This is a genomic window from Microbacterium sp. 71-23, from assembly GCF_001897265.1.
Lineage (GTDB): Bacteria > Actinomycetota > Actinomycetes > Actinomycetales > Microbacteriaceae > Microbacterium > Microbacterium ginsengisoli.
This window is the reverse complement of record NZ_MKSL01000011.1, coordinates 129612-143253: the sequence shown is the minus strand read 5'-3', so window position 1 is coordinate 143253 and position 13642 is coordinate 129612. Positions and strand designations below refer to the sequence as shown.

Below are 13642 nucleotides of genomic sequence, written 5' to 3'. Positions count from 1 at the left end.
ACGGACAGCCACCGCAGGAGCAGGGAAAAACAGTGCGGGAATCAGGAATGGAGCCGACAGCGGGACTTGAACCCGCAACCGCCCGATTACAAGTCGGGTGCGCTACCAATTGCGCCATGTCGGCAGAGCCCACAGTCTATCCGTGGGGCCGGCGAGCTCAGTCGAGCGGCGTGGAGCTCGGGCTGGGTGTCGGCGTGGGCGTGCTGTAGTACTTCTCGCTCGCGCTGGTCAGAACGAACTGCGCGAACTCCTTCGGGTCGTCGAGCGCCCCGGTGTACGGCTTGCCGTTGACCAGGATCGTCGGCGCGGCGGTGAGCTTGAGTCCATCGGTCGCCGGCAGCGACTTCAACGCGGCATCGGTCGCGTCCTTGACCCAGGCCATGTACTTCTCGTTCTCGATGCAGTCGCTGACGGTGTCGTCGGATCCGGCGCCGACGGCGACGCTCGCGAGCTGCTGATCGCTCAGTCCGTCGGAGTCGACGGACGGCTGCTGGCTCAGCAGGCTCTGGGTGAAGCTGAAGAGCGAATCCGGCTGCTGCGTCGCCACGCACACCGCGGCGCTGGCTGCACGGAGGGAGTACTTGGTGCCGTTCGACTTCGCGGCGAGCATCGCGACCGGGTAGTAGGTGAGCGTGGCCGCCCCCTGCGAGACCCAGGTCGACAGCTGCTGCGCGTTGGCGAGCTGGAACTCCTTCGACCCCGGTGCCAGGTAATCGATGTAGATGCGGATGTCGACGTTCGACGCCGACGAGGAGCTCGGCGACGGGCTCGCCGCAGCGGCCGCTGCGTCCGTGGAGGGCGAGGGGCTGGCCGTCGAGGCGATGGCCGCCCGCGCGCTGACGTCGGACACCCGGAACCCGGAGTCCGTCGCATTCGGCGGGGTGAGCTGCGGCTTGCCCGACGGCGTCACCAGGGCGATCGCGATACCGGCGCCGATGGCGGCGACGACGACGACGGCGAGGGCGCTGAGCAGTGCGATGCGCCACCGGCGCGCACGGGATTGACGGGCGTGGACCAGCTGCGCCTTCTCACGGACTGCGCTGCGACGGTCCACCGACGAATCGGCGGGCACCGCGGCATCCGAAGAATCGTTGCTGGACATCACACCTCTGCACACACGAAGAACCGGCGTCAACCGGGGGCAGTCACGCGGGATTCGCGACCTCGTCGATGCTAGTCAGGCACCCTGTGAAATGCCCAGACGGAACACCAACGAATGCTCATCCTGCACTATGTGCGCACCTCGCGGGGTCGAAGCGTCGCGTGCCATACTCGAATCACGCCCAACGGAGGGCGTGCGGGACAAGCCCCCGCTCATTCCATCACTACGGATCGTCCGGCACGTGCCTGCCGGTGAAGGAGAAGAGAACATGGCGTCCGTCACCTATGACAACGCGACCCGCTTGTACCCCGGAGGCACCCGCCCCGCGGTCGACAAGCTCAACCTCGAGATCGGCGACGGGGAGTTCCTCGTGCTGGTCGGCCCGTCGGGATGCGGCAAGTCCACGTCGCTGCGCATGCTCGCCGGCCTCGAGGAGGTCAACTCCGGTCACATCCGCATCGGCGACCGCGACGTCACCGACGTGCCCCCGAAGGATCGCGACATCGCGATGGTCTTCCAGAACTACGCCCTGTACCCCCACATGACCGTCGCGGAGAACATGGGCTTCGCGCTCAAGATCGCCGGCGTCGGCAAGGAGGAGCGGGCGCAGCGGGTGCTCGAGGCCGCGAAGCTGCTCGACCTCGAGCAGTACCTCACCCGCAAGCCGAAGGCCCTCTCGGGTGGCCAGCGTCAGCGCGTCGCCATGGGCCGTGCGATCGTGCGCCAGCCGCAGGTGTTCCTCATGGACGAGCCGCTGTCGAACCTCGACGCGAAGCTGCGTGTGCAGACCCGCACGCAGATCGCCTCGCTGCAGCGGCGCCTCGGCGTCACCACCGTGTACGTCACCCACGACCAGACCGAGGCGCTCACGATGGGCGACCGCATCGCCGTGCTCAAGGACGGCCTGCTGCAGCAGGTCGGCACCCCGCGCGACCTGTACGAGAAGCCGAACAACGTGTTCGTGGCCGGCTTCATCGGCTCGCCCGCGATGAACCTGTTCCCCGTCGACCTCACCGAGGGCGGCGTGCGCTTCGGCGACCTCGTGGTGCCGGTCGAGGCCGACACGATCGGCAAGGCCCACGGCAGCGAGGTGACGATCGGGGTGCGCCCCGAGGACATCCAGATCGTCGGCGCCGGCGAGAAGGGCCTGTCGGTCACCGTCGACCTCGTCGAGGAACTCGGCGCCGACGGCTACCTGTACGGCCACGCCGACATCGCCGGCAAGCGCACCGACATCGTCGCCCGCGTCGACGGACGTCGTCACCCGAACGCCGGCGAGACCGTCGTGCTCGCTCCCGTTCCGGGCCACGTGCACGTGTTCGACCTGGAGTCCGGCGAGCGCCTGACCGACAAGGCCATCGCCGCGGCCTGATCGCATCACACCGCAGTGCAGCGGCGCGGGGGCATGCTCCCGCGCCGCTGCCGTTTCTGAGGGGCATCCGTGCCGGAGTACCTGAGCATCACCGCGAGCGACATCGACCCGGGGCTGCTGTCGCTGCCCTGGAGCCTGCCGCTGTCGGACTGGCCGTCGTCCTCGATCGTGTACCTCCCCAAGGGCCTCTCACGGCACCTGGTGAGGTTCGCGAACCTGTCCGGTCGCGTCGTGGCCATCAAAGAGACCACCGAGGGGATGGCGCGCCGCGAGTACGACATGCTCGGCAACCTCGCGCGGCTCGACGTGCCCTGTGTCGAGCGCGTCGCAGTGATCGGCGGGCGACGGGATGCCGCCGGCGCACCGCTTCCCGCCGCCCTCGTGACCGCGCATCTGAAGTTCTCGCTCCCCTACCGGGCGCTGTTCACGCAGGTGCTGCGCCCGCACACCGCCACACGACTCGTCGACGCGCTCGCCGTGCTGCTCGTGCGCCTGCACAACGTCGGCTTCTTCTGGGGCGACGTGTCGCTCTCGAACACCCTCTTCCGGCGCGACGCGGGCGCGTTCGCGGCCTATCTCGTCGACGCCGAGACCGGCGAGCTGCACGAGAGCGGCCTCACCCGCGGACAGCGCGAGCACGACCTCGACGTCGCGCGCACCAACATCGCCGGCGAGATCATGGATCTCGCCGCCGGCGGGCGGCTCGAGGGCGGCATCGACGCGGTCGCGGTGGCCGATGGCATCCTCTCGTCGTACCGGTCGCTGTGGGCCGCCCTCACCGATCAGGAGAGCTTCAGCGCGAGCGAGTCCTGGCGCATCACCGAGCGGGTGCACAAGCTCAACGCGCTCGGCTTCGACATCGGAGAGATGTCGATCTCGACCACCGGCGACGGCACTCGCGTGGCGATCCGTCCGAAGGTCGTGGACGCGGGACACCATCAGCGGCGTCTGCTGCGCCTGACGGGCCTCGACGTCGAGGAGAACCAGGCACGGCGGCTGCTGAACGACCTCGACGAGTTCCGCGCGCGGGCCGCCCGCCCCGGGCAGGACGAGGACATGGTCGCCCACGAATGGCTGACCCGCATCTTCGAGCCGGTCGTGACCTCGATCCCGTTCGATCTGCGCGCGAAGCTCGAGCCCGCCGAGGTGTTCCACCAGGTGCTCGAGCATCGCTGGTACATGTCGCAGGCACGGGGGGCGTCGGTCCCCCTCGCGGAGGTCGTGTCGTCGTACATCGACGACGTGCTGCGTCATCGCCGCGACGAGGCCACCGTGATGGGTCCGCCGACGGAGACGATGTCGCTTCCCGTCATCCGTCTCAACGACGACGATGAGGATGACGACGGGTCAGACGAGATCGACTGGCGCGACCTCGTCTGACCCGGAGGCGTCGGTCAGTACCCGATCGTGAAGCGCCCGCGGTGGTGCGCCGGCGTCTCGATCTCATCGACCACCGCGACACCCAGGTCGGCGCCGGAGATGTACGACTTGCCGTTCTCGTCCGAGACGAGCACGTCGCCGCCGTCGCGGTAGGCCCCCGTGCGCTCGCCCGGCGCCCACGCGCCGAACTCTGCAGCCGGGTGCACGAAGAACCAGTCCTTCGCGGCATCCGTCGCCTGGAGGTCCTCGAGGATGCCGATCGCCTCGAACGCCTCCGCCTTGTACTCCTCGGGGAACCCGCTGTCGATCAGGCGCGGGCCACCCGGGGCGACGAGGCTGCCGCCCGCGCCGCCGATGACGCCCAGCCGCACGGAGTCCGGCAGCGCCGCGAGCAGCTCGGCCGTCGCGGGCCGGAGCTTGCCCGCCATGTCGCCGCGCGGCGCCGCGGCCGACACGACCACGTCGACGCCCTGCAGCTCGGCGACGAGCGACGGCACGTCGAGCAACGTCCCTTCGACGTAGGTCGCGCCCTCGACGCGCTCGGCCGGCACGGAGCGGGCCACGGAGATGACGGTGTGTCCACGGCTCACCGCCTCGCGCACGATGTGACTTCCGGCGTAGCCGGTTCCTCCGATGACGGCGATGCGGGCCATGACGTTCCTTTCGGTGTGGTTCGACAGGCGCAACGCGCCCGCGGGATCCATCATTCCGGGGGCCGCGGCATCCGTCGGCATGTCACACGAGCAGCGACAGCGGGTGCTCGATCCTCCGGACGAATGCGGCGAGCCACTGGGCGGCGAGCGCCCCGTCGAGCACGCGATGATCGGCGGACAGCGTCACGGTCATGACCGTCGCCACCGAGAGCTCGCCGTCATCGTCGATGACCGGCCGCCGCGTCGCGGCGCCGACGGCGAGGATGCCCGAGTGCGGCGGATTGATGATGGCCGCGAACTCTGCGGTGCCGTACATGCCGAGGTTCGAGACCGAGAACGATCCGCCCTCGAGCTCGCTCTGCTTGAGGCGCCCCGCCCGCGCCCGCTCGGCGAGTTCGCGGATGACCGCGCCGAGACGCCCGACCGGAAGCGTGTCGACCCCGCGGACGACCGGGGTCACGAGTCCGCCCGGGATCGAGACTGCGATCGCGAGATCGACGCCGGAGAAGCGCCGGGTGACCTCCGGGAGCCAGATGGCGTTGGCCTCGGGCACGTCGAGGAGCGCGGCGGCGACCGCCTTGACGACGAGGTCGTTGACCGACACGCGCGCATCGGCGGCACGACCCTCGTTGATGCGTGCGCGCAGATCGAGGAGGGCGTCCACCCGGCAGTCCGCCCGCAGGTAGATGTGGGGGATCTCGGTCTTCGCCTCGGTGAGCCGACGCGCGATGGCGCGACGCATGCCGGTGTGCGGGATGTCCTCAGCGCCGGCCGGTGCGGGAGCCTGAGCTCCCGCGGGGGCGGGCGGCACGGGCGTCGAGACAGGGGCCGTCGCCGCCGGGGCCACGGGCGCCGGCGCGGGCAGATCGTCGAGGTCGCGCCGCACGACGCGACCGCGCGGGCCCGAGCCGCGCACGGCGGCGAGATCGATGCCGCGCTCGCCCGCGAGTCGACGCACGAGCGGGGAGGCGAACACGCGCCCAGCCGAGGAATCGGGGCCTGCGTCATCGTCCGCCGGCGCATCGGGCGCAGGCGGTGCGGGCACCGATTCGGCAGCCGATTCCGGTGTCGGCACGGGCTCGGTGACCGCCGTCGGCACGGGCTCGGACGCCGTGACGGGTGCGGCCTCGGACGCCGTGACGGGTGCGGCCGCCGTCGTCGGCGTCGTCGGTGCAGGCACAGGGGGAACCGCGTCGGCGGGCGGGCCACCGACGACGACACCCTCCGCCTCCGCGGCGGCGAGGGCATCGGCGCGGGACTCGGCCGCCTCGGCGACGACGGCGATCGGCGCACCGACGGCGCCCGCTTCCCCGGCCGGGAGGAGGATCGCGGCGAGCTCGCCGGCGACCTCGGTCTCGTACTCGACGACGGCCTTCTCGGTCTCGATCTCGACGATCGGCTGGCCGGCGGCGACGGCCGTCCCGATCTCGACGAGCCACGTCTGAATCGCCGCCTCGCCGGTGCCCGTGGCGACCTCCGGCATGCGGATCACGGCGGCCATCAGCGACCGCCCCAGGCGCGACGCATGGCGTCGATCTCGGTGACGATCTCGGGGGTCCCCGCGATCGCGGCGCGTTCGAGGATGCGGGAGATGCTCGGGCTCGCCTCGCCGCCGGTGACCCGCTCGACGGGCTGGTCCAGCCAGTCGAAGAACCGCCGCTGGATCTCGTCGGCGAGCCACGCGCCATACGACGGGCCGCGCGAGCCCTGCTCGACGATGAGCACGTTGTTGGTCTTGCGAATGCTCTCCCCCACCGTGTCCCAGTCGAAGGAGGCCCGGTCGAGCCAGCGCAGATCGATCACCTCCGCATCGACGCCGGTCTCGGCGACGGCGTCAAGCGAGGACTGCACCATGGAGAGGTAGGTGAGCACGGTGAGCTCCGCGCCCTCCCGGCGCACGGCTGCGCTGCGAGGCGGGATGACGTAGTCGAGCGGCGCATCGGGCACGCGGTCGGCCTGGCCATAGAGATCGACGTGCTCGATCACGAGCACGGGGTCATCGAGTTGCAGCGCCGCGTTCATGAGGCCCACGTAGTCCGCCGCGGTCGAGGCGGCGACGATGCGCCAGCCGGGCTGGGTCGCGAAGATGCCGGCGGGGTCCATCAGGTGCTGCGATCCGTAGCCGGATCCCATGGCGACCTTGGTGCGCAGCACGAGCGGCACCGTGTTGTTGTCGCCGAACATGTGGCGGGCCTTGCCGACCTGGTTGAACACCTGGTCGGCCGCGACCCACATGAAGTCGGGGTACATGAACTCGACGACCGGCCGGAACCTGCCGTCGAGCGCGATGCCTCCGGCGAGCCCGAAGAACCCGTTCTCGCTGATGGGGGTGCCGATGACCCGCTCGGGTCCATATGCCTTCGCGAGCCCCTTCGTGGCGCCGTTCGTACCGCCGTTGAGTCGGTGGACGTCCTCGCCGAGCACGACGATGCGCTCGTCCTCGGACATGCGCCGGTCCATCACCGCGGCGACGGCGTCGACGAAGCGGATGTCCCGCCACGGCCCGTCGAACACGATCGGGTCGGATGCCGCGGCATCCGCGAGTTCGGACTCGTCGCCGCGGATGCCGGTGTCGACCACTGCCGGGTCGGGCCAGAGCTCGGGGCGGATGCGACGACGACCGGCGTTGTCGGGGTCGTCCTCGACGAGCGCCGCGACGGCGTCGACCATCGCCGCGACGGCCTGGTCGCGCACGGCTTCGAGCTCGGCGTCGGAGGCGATGCCGAGCGAACGGAGCCTGCCGCCGAGGAGGGCGATCGGATCGCGCTCGCGCCAGCTGGCCTCCTCGTCCTTCGTGCGGTAGCCGAAGGCGCTCCCGGGGTAGGGGCCGTTCTGGTGGAAGAAGCGGTAGACCTCCGCCTCGACGATCGCAGGACCGTCGCCCGCGCGCATCCGCTCGGTCGCCTCGGTCATCGCGAGGTGCACGGCGAGGGGGTCCATGCCGTCGACCCGCCACGACGGGATGGAGAACCCCTGCCCGCGCACCGAGAAGCGGGCGTCGGCGCTGGCCTCCGAGGCATGGGTCGAGACCGCGTAGAGGTTGTTCTCGATGAAGAACGCGACCGGGAGGTGCCAGGTCGCGGCGAGGTTGAACGACTCGAGCACCGAGCCGATCTGGCTCGAGCCGTCGCCGAAGTAGTTGACCGAGACGTCCGTCGTGCCGGCGTGCTTCTGCGCCCACGCGTGGCCGGCGGCGATGGGGGCGCCGCCGCCGACGATGGCGTTCGTTCCGAGCGCGCCCGCCTCGAGCCACTGCAGGTGCATCGACCCGCCGCGTCCGCCCGAGAACCCCGGTGCGAGGCCGAGGATCTCGGCGAGCGTGCGCTGGAGCAGCGCGTTCAGCGCCGGGTCGACGAGGGCACCGAGGTCGAGCCGGCCGCCGGCGACGTAGGTGATCGCCTTCGCGAGGAACTGGTGGTGTCCGCGGTGGGAGCCGTTGACGGCATCGGTGGGACGCAGGCCGATGATCGAGCCGACGGCGCCGCCCTCCTGACCGATGCTCGAGTGCGCGGGACCGTGCACGAGGCCGGCGGCGGCGAGGTCGAGCACGGCCTCCTCGAAGGCACGGATGAGGTGGAGCTCGCCGTACATGGCTGTCAGCAGCTCCGGGTCGGCGGCTTTCCAGTCGGCGGCGGTGGTCGACAGCGAGATCCAGTCGACTCCCGTCTGCAGACGACGACGTTGGGGCATCCCATCTCCTTCGACAGTGCGCCGCTCGTCAGCGCTCACTCACGGTAACGCACGTTTGGATCCAATTTCAAGAACTTCTTGCGTTCAAACCGGGAATTGACGCACACTGGAGCCGAAACTGGATCCAGACGACGAGGAGGTCGATCGATGACAGGAATCCCCGGTCTGCGCGGCTCCGACCACCTCGGCATCACCGTGCCCGACCTCGAGGAGGCCGAGCGCTTCCTGGTGGACGTGCTCGGCGCCGTGCCCGTCTACACGCTGGGCGCGAAGCGCGCCGACGACGACTGGATGTCGCGCCAGCTCGGGGTTCACCCCCGGGCCGTGATCACCGAGATCCGCTTCTACCGTCTCGGCAACGGCACCAATCTCGAGGTCTTCGCCTATGAGACGCCCGACGGGCAGTCGCCTCCCCCGCGCAACAGCGACATCGGCGGACACCACCTCGCGCTCTACGTCGACGACATGGATGCCGCGATCGCCCACCTGCGCGCGTACGACGTCGAGATCATGGGCGACCCGATCGCGAGCGCCGGTGCCGCCGCCGGTCAGCGATGGCTGTACTTCCGAGCCCCCTGGGGCATGCAGTTCGAACTGGTCAGCTACCCCGACGGCAAGGCCTACGAGGCCGACTCCCCCGTCATCCTGTGGCATCCGGCCCGCCCGGCAGAATGAAGGCGAGCCGAGGGGATCATCGATGACCGCACAGACCGCGTCGACGCATGCCGACGACACGCACGCCCGCCCCCGCGACGGAGACGCCGGACCGCGCATCGCCGACAGCATCCGCGGCGGCATCGTCGGCGGCGACTATCCGCCGGGCATGCGTATCCGCCAGGAGGATCTCGCCGCCCGCTTCGGTGCGAGCCGTGTGCCGGTGCGGCAGGCGCTGCAGCAGCTCGAGTACGAGGGGCTCGTCACGGTCGTCGCGAACGCCGGCGCGTGGGTCTCCCACCTCTCCCTCGCCGAATGCGAGGAGGTGTACGAGATGCGCGAGCGTCTCGAACCCCTCCTGCTGCGGTACTCGGCGCCCCGACTCGACGCCGGCGCCATCGAGGAGCTCTCCGCCCTCGCCCACCGCATCAGTGTGGTCGGCGCCGACACCGACGCGTTCCTCGAACTCGATCGCGCCTTTCACCTCGGCACCTACGCGGCCGCCGACACCGTGCAGCTCGGCGCCCTCATCCAGAAGCTCTGGAACACCACGGCGCCGTACCGCCGCGCGTACGTCACGTCGTGGGAGCCCGAGTCACGCCGCATCGCCTACGAGGAGCACCACCTGATCGTGGCGGCCCTGCGCGACGACGACATCGAAGAGGCCGAACGTGTGCTCGCGGGTCACATCCGCCGCACCCGTCGCCAGCTCGCCCGCACCCCCGACATCTTCCGACCCACCCCCTGACCGCGGCCGGTCGCGCAGTCGCGCGCCGCCCGCCCGACGCCCACGGAGACGCACACCATGACCGACATCGGATTCCTCGGACTCGGCACGATGGGCCGCGCGATGGCCGGCCGCCTCCTCGAGACCGGGCACCGCGTGACCGTCTGGAACAGATCGGATGCCCCGGTCGCCGAGCTCGTCGCCGCCGGCGCCGTGGCCGCGGCATCCCCTGCCGAGGCGCTCGGCGCCCCCGTGTCGATCTCGATGCTCGCCGACGACGCGGCCGCCGAGGCCGTGCTCACCGAAGACGCGCTCGGCGCCGCACGCGGCCACGTGCACGTGAACGCCGCCTCACTGAGCCCCGACACGGCCGACCTGCTCGCGGCGCGGGCGGCAGCGGCCGGCGCCGGCTACGTGTCGGCGCCCGTGCTCGGACGCTACCCGGTGGCCGCGGCGGGACAGCTCAACATCCTCGCGGCCGGCGATCCCGCGGCGATCGAGACCGCCCGCCCCGCGCTCGCATCTCTCGCGGCCCGCATCTGGGAGTTCGGAGCCGTCCCGCGCACCGCCAACATCGTCAAGATCGCCGTCAACTACGACCTCATCCATGCGATGCAGGCCATCGGCGAATCCGTTGCACTCGTCGAACGGCACGGGGTCGAGGCATCCGCGTTCGTCGACCTGCTCACCCACTCGCTGTTCGCCGCGCCCGCGTACTCGATCTACGGCGACGTGATCGCCCAGCGCCGCTACTCCCCGCCCGGCTTCCACATGTCGCTCGGATTCAAGGACCTGCGCCTGGCGGAGGCCGCCGCCGCATCCGTCGGGTTAGAGATGCCGACCGCGGCCGCGCTGCACGGAGTGTTCGAAAGCGCGATCGCCGACCCGTCGCTGCGAGACCTCGACTGGTCGGCGATCGCGGAGGTCACGCGCTCGGCGTGACCTCCCGGTTCAGGTGAGGGTCCAGCCCCGATCGACGTAAAGGCTGGTACCGGAGACCCCGCGGTTGTCGAGCAGGAACTCGACGGTGCCGACCACGTCGGCCACCGTGGCGAGCTCGCCGCCCGGCGTGCGTGACCGGTAGGCGTCCAGAACGCCGTCGGGCTTGCCCGCCCAGAACGGGCTGTCGCCGATGATCCCCGGGTGCAGCGCGTTCACACGGATCGGGGCGAGCTCGAGAGCGAGGGTGTGCGTGAGTCCCTCGACGCCGCCGTTGATCGTCGACACCGTGGTCGAGCCGGGATAGGGCAGGTCCTTCGCGCGACCGCCGAAGAGCACGATGCCGGTGCCGACGCTCGGGGTCAGCCGATCCAGCAGCGCGTGCACGGTCTCCGCGTAGCCGACGAGCTTGAGGGTCACGAGGCGTCGCGCCCGCGCGATGTCGTAGTCCGCGATGGTGTTCGCGTCGCGCTCGATCGCGGCGAGCACGAGCCCGTCGATCGCACTGACTCCGGCGAGCGCGGGCGCGATCTGCTCGGGCTCCGAGATGTCGAGGGCGAGGGACGAGGCATCCTGTCCAAGACCCTCGGCGATCTCGGCCGCCCGGGCCGCATCACGCCCCGTGATGATCACGCGATCGCCGCGGGCGAGGAGGGTGCGCGCGAGCTCGAGGCCGATGCCCGAGGTGCCGCCGACGACGAGGATGGTGCGCTGCGACATCGCCTACGCCTCTCCCCGACCCCACACCGTGTTGAGGTGCGACTGCGGGTCGCGCACGGTCGGCAGGATGCCGTCGACGGAGTAGTAGCGCTTGCCCGCGACGATGAGCTCCTCCGCGGGGAACTTCGTGATGACCTCGCAGCCGGTGGCCGTGACGACGACCTCCTCCTCGATGCGGGCCGCACCCCAGCCGTCGGCAGAGGGCCAATAGGTCTCGAGGGCGAAGACCATCCCCTCCTCGAGCACCTCCGGGTGATCGAGCGACACGAGACGGCTGAAGATCGGCTTCTCCCAGATCGAGAGCCCCACGCCGTGTCCGTACTGCAGCGCGAAGGCCGCCTCTTCGTCGGGGAAGCCGAACTCCTGCGCGGTCGGCCACACCGACACGATGTCGGCGGTGGTCGCGCCCGGGCGCACGAGGGCGATCGCGCGATCCATGTACTCCCGGGCACGCGTGTAAGCATCCCGCTGCGCCGACGAGGCCGACCCGACCGCGAAGGTGCGGTAGTAGCAGGTGCGGTAGCCGTTGAAGCTGTGCAGGATGTCGAAGAAGGCGGGGTCGCCCGGCCGGATGATGCGGTCGGAGAAGACGTGCGGGTGCGGCGAGCAGCGCTCGCCCGAGATCGCGTTCACTCCCTCGACGTACTCGGAGCCGAGGTCGTAGAGGGTCTTCGCCACGAGCCCGACGGCCTCGTTCTCGCGCACGCCCGGCCGCAGGAACCGGTACAGCTCGTCGTAGGCCGCATCCACCATCGAGGCGGCCTGGGTGAGGAGCCGGATCTCGTCTCCCGTCTTGACCCGTCGGGCCTCCATGAAGATCTGCTGCCCGTCGACGACCTGGATGCCCTCGCGCTGGAGGGCGAAGAGGATCGGCAGCTCGATCACGTCGACGCCGAGCGGCTCGTGGGCGAGACCGAACTTCTCCAACTCGCGCTTGATCTTCTTCGCGACCTTCTCGGCGATCTCCGCATCGGGGCTGAACGCGCCACGCAGGGTCGAGATGCCGGCGCGCGCGCCGGACTCCAGTCGCGGGCGCTTCGCACCCTCGTGCGGGGCATTGGGGTCGGCGTCCATCTCCATGCTCGTGACGTCGAGCCAGGGGTTGTAGAGCTGGTGGTGCTTGGCGGCGGAGCCGAAGTCCCACGAGATGGGGTCGGTGCGGCGGGTCAGCAACGAGAAGCGGATGAGCTTGTCCATGGCCCACGTGCCGATGTGGGTCGCGGTCATGTACCGGATGTTGGAGAAGTCGAACGCCAGCACCGCACCCACGTCGCTGCGGTCGAGTTCGGCGCGCAGACGCGCGAGTCGCGCGTCGCGAAGCCGATCGAAGTCCACGCGCTGCTCCCAGTCGACGGCGTTGGTACCCGTCGTGCCCGTACTCTTCATCGAGTTCTCCTGTCAGTTGCAAACACACAGTGTTTAGTAAAAGTGTACATTGTGCAGTTTAAGTTAACGCTTATGCGGTGTATTGTCGGGCGCATCGGCTCGTGTACGCCATGACTGGATGCCGCGGCCACCGCCGACGCGATGAGCACCCCCTGGAGGACGTATGACCACCGAGGACATCGGCGCGCGGATCCGCGACGCCCGACTCGAACGAGGCCTCAGCCTGCGCAGCGTGGCCCAGGCCCTCGGCGTCTCGGCATCTCTCATCTCGCAGGTCGAGACGGGCAAGACCCAGCCCAGCGTGTCCACCCTCTACGCGATCGTGAGCCACCTGGGCGTCTCGATGGACGAGCTGCTCGGCGTGAGCGCGACCGCCGTCGACGAGGCTCCGGTCACGCCGATCTTCCGGCCGTCCGGCACCGTCAAGCCCGCCGTGCAGCGCGGTGACGAGAACCCCGTGCTCGAGATGGAGAACGGCGTCATCTGGGAGCGACTCGCCGTCGGCGAGGGCGGGCCCGCCGACGCGCTGCTCGTGACCTACGCACCCGGCGCGACCAGCTCCATCGAGGGCAAACTGATGCGCCACTCGGGCATCGAGTACGCCTACCTCATCGAGGGAGAGCTCACCCTGCAGCTCGACTTCGACACCTTCACGCTGCACGCCGGCGACTCGTTGCAGTTCGACTCGGTGCGCCCGCACCTCTACTCGAACCGCGGCGACGTCCCCGCCCGCGGCATCTGGTTCGTCGTCGGCCGACGCCAGCAGAACCAGGCCATGCCGACCGCTCCCGGAGAGGCCGGGCGCGGCGAGCAGCTGGCGTCGGCCGTCGACGTGCTGCGGGCGATGGACGACCTGCACGGCTGAGCCCGCGGCATCCATCACAGTCCCCGTGGCGGGGCGGACCGGCGGCGCAGCTGCGCGATCATCGGCAGGATCGCCGCGATCAGCACGAACACGCCCTGCACCCAGTACTGCCAGGCGAGGCCCAGCGAGAGGTAGGCCAGCGCGTTCGTGATTG

General features: G+C 70.2%; 13 protein-coding genes and 1 tRNA gene. 6 read left to right on the top strand and 8 right to left on the bottom strand.

Annotated features, from left to right (window positions below; genetic code table 11):
- Window positions 1–48: 48 nt before the first annotated feature.
- Both BGO15_RS03185 and BGO15_RS03180 read right to left on the bottom strand, forming a co-directional pair.
- Window positions 49–124: transfer RNA gene (locus BGO15_RS03185), tRNA-Thr, on the bottom strand.
- A gap of 33 nt (window positions 125–157) precedes the next feature.
- The gene (locus BGO15_RS03180) at window positions 158–1102 is read right to left on the bottom strand and encodes a DsbA family protein (RefSeq protein WP_045246745.1); all 945 of its coding nucleotides are present in this window, start codon (window positions 1100–1102) and stop codon (window positions 158–160) included.
- 268 nt (window positions 1103–1370) lie between these two features.
- Between BGO15_RS03180 and BGO15_RS03175 the strand changes: the two genes are divergently transcribed.
- Window positions 1371–2474, top strand: a complete 1104-nt coding sequence (locus BGO15_RS03175) for an ABC transporter ATP-binding protein (RefSeq protein WP_045246746.1) — start codon at window positions 1371–1373, stop codon at window positions 2472–2474.
- Window positions 2475–2543: 69 nt separating this feature from the next.
- Window positions 2544–3854, top strand: a complete 1311-nt coding sequence (locus tag BGO15_RS03170) for a DUF4032 domain-containing protein (protein ID WP_056210255.1) — start codon at window positions 2544–2546, stop codon at window positions 3852–3854.
- A gap of 14 nt (window positions 3855–3868) precedes the next feature.
- Here BGO15_RS03170 and BGO15_RS03165 read toward each other — a convergent pair whose 3' ends face one another.
- From BGO15_RS03165 to BGO15_RS03155, 3 genes are all read right to left on the bottom strand, one after another.
- Complete coding sequence (locus BGO15_RS03165; RefSeq protein WP_056210383.1) at window positions 3869–4507, bottom strand: NAD(P)-dependent oxidoreductase; 639 nt, start codon at window positions 4505–4507, stop codon at window positions 3869–3871.
- Between the two features lie 82 nt (window positions 4508–4589).
- Complete coding sequence (locus BGO15_RS03160) at window positions 4590–6008, bottom strand: 2-oxo acid dehydrogenase subunit E2 (RefSeq protein WP_056210258.1); 1419 nt, start codon at window positions 6006–6008, stop codon at window positions 4590–4592.
- Window positions 6008–8197 (bottom strand): alpha-ketoacid dehydrogenase subunit alpha/beta, encoded by a 2190-nt coding sequence (locus BGO15_RS03155; RefSeq protein WP_056210259.1) that lies wholly within the window; start codon window positions 8195–8197, stop codon window positions 6008–6010. Before BGO15_RS03155 ends, BGO15_RS03160 begins: the two co-directional genes overlap by 1 nt.
- A gap of 147 nt (window positions 8198–8344) precedes the next feature.
- Between BGO15_RS03155 and BGO15_RS03150 the strand changes: the two genes are divergently transcribed.
- Genes BGO15_RS03150 through BGO15_RS03140 form a run of 3 tightly spaced genes read left to right on the top strand, consistent with a single transcriptional unit; the run spans window position 8345 to window position 10520 of the window.
- The gene (locus BGO15_RS03150) at window positions 8345–8872 is read left to right on the top strand and encodes a VOC family protein (RefSeq protein ID WP_056210262.1); all 528 of its coding nucleotides are present in this window, start codon (window positions 8345–8347) and stop codon (window positions 8870–8872) included.
- A 22-nt stretch (window positions 8873–8894) separates the two neighbouring features.
- On the top strand, window positions 8895–9599 hold the full coding sequence (locus BGO15_RS03145) for a GntR family transcriptional regulator (protein ID WP_056519153.1): 705 nt from the start codon (window positions 8895–8897) through the stop codon (window positions 9597–9599).
- A 57-nt stretch (window positions 9600–9656) separates the two neighbouring features.
- The gene (locus tag BGO15_RS03140) at window positions 9657–10520 is read left to right on the top strand and encodes an NAD(P)-dependent oxidoreductase (RefSeq protein WP_056210263.1); all 864 of its coding nucleotides are present in this window, start codon (window positions 9657–9659) and stop codon (window positions 10518–10520) included.
- A 9-nt stretch (window positions 10521–10529) separates the two neighbouring features.
- Here BGO15_RS03140 and BGO15_RS03135 read toward each other — a convergent pair whose 3' ends face one another.
- A complete protein-coding gene (locus BGO15_RS03135) occupies window positions 10530–11237 on the bottom strand; it encodes an SDR family NAD(P)-dependent oxidoreductase (protein ID WP_056210265.1) in 708 nt (235 codons plus the stop codon).
- Window positions 11238–11240: 3 nt separating this feature from the next.
- Window positions 11241–12623, bottom strand: coding sequence for a M24 family metallopeptidase (locus BGO15_RS03130; protein ID WP_056519155.1), 1383 nt, complete (start codon window positions 12621–12623; stop codon window positions 11241–11243).
- A 163-nt stretch (window positions 12624–12786) separates the two neighbouring features.
- On the opposite strand from BGO15_RS03130, the gene BGO15_RS03125 reads away from it, so the two are divergent.
- Window positions 12787–13488: a helix-turn-helix domain-containing protein gene (locus tag BGO15_RS03125; RefSeq protein ID WP_082483256.1), complete on the top strand. Its 702-nt coding sequence runs from the start codon at window positions 12787–12789 to the stop codon at window positions 13486–13488.
- 14 nt (window positions 13489–13502) lie between these two features.
- Here BGO15_RS03125 and BGO15_RS14785 read toward each other — a convergent pair.
- A partial coding sequence (locus BGO15_RS14785; RefSeq protein WP_353743565.1) for a hypothetical protein occupies window positions 13503–13642 on the bottom strand: 140 nt, incomplete at its 5' end.

Coding starts and splice junctions, on each gene's coding strand:
- BGO15_RS03165 (WP_056210383.1), bottom strand. CDS start 4,507: ATGGCCCGCATCGCCGTCATCGGAGGAACCGGCTACGCCGGAAGTCAC.
- BGO15_RS03180 (WP_045246745.1), bottom strand. CDS start 1,102: ATGTCCAGCAACGATTCTTCGGATGCCGCGGTGCCCGCCGATTCGTCG.
- BGO15_RS03140 (WP_056210263.1), top strand. CDS start 9,657: ATGACCGACATCGGATTCCTCGGACTCGGCACGATGGGCCGCGCGATG.
- BGO15_RS03125 (WP_082483256.1), top strand. CDS start 12,787: ATGACCACCGAGGACATCGGCGCGCGGATCCGCGACGCCCGACTCGAA.
- BGO15_RS03175 (WP_045246746.1), top strand. CDS start 1,371: ATGGCGTCCGTCACCTATGACAACGCGACCCGCTTGTACCCCGGAGGC.
- BGO15_RS03135 (WP_056210265.1), bottom strand. CDS start 11,237: ATGTCGCAGCGCACCATCCTCGTCGTCGGCGGCACCTCGGGCATCGGC.
- BGO15_RS03155 (WP_056210259.1), bottom strand. CDS start 8,197: ATGCCCCAACGTCGTCGTCTGCAGACGGGAGTCGACTGGATCTCGCTG.
- BGO15_RS03150 (WP_056210262.1), top strand. CDS start 8,345: ATGACAGGAATCCCCGGTCTGCGCGGCTCCGACCACCTCGGCATCACC.
- BGO15_RS03160 (WP_056210258.1), bottom strand. CDS start 6,008: ATGGCCGCCGTGATCCGCATGCCGGAGGTCGCCACGGGCACCGGCGAG.
- BGO15_RS03130 (WP_056519155.1), bottom strand. CDS start 12,623: ATGAAGAGTACGGGCACGACGGGTACCAACGCCGTCGACTGGGAGCAG.
- BGO15_RS03145 (WP_056519153.1), top strand. CDS start 8,895: ATGACCGCACAGACCGCGTCGACGCATGCCGACGACACGCACGCCCGC.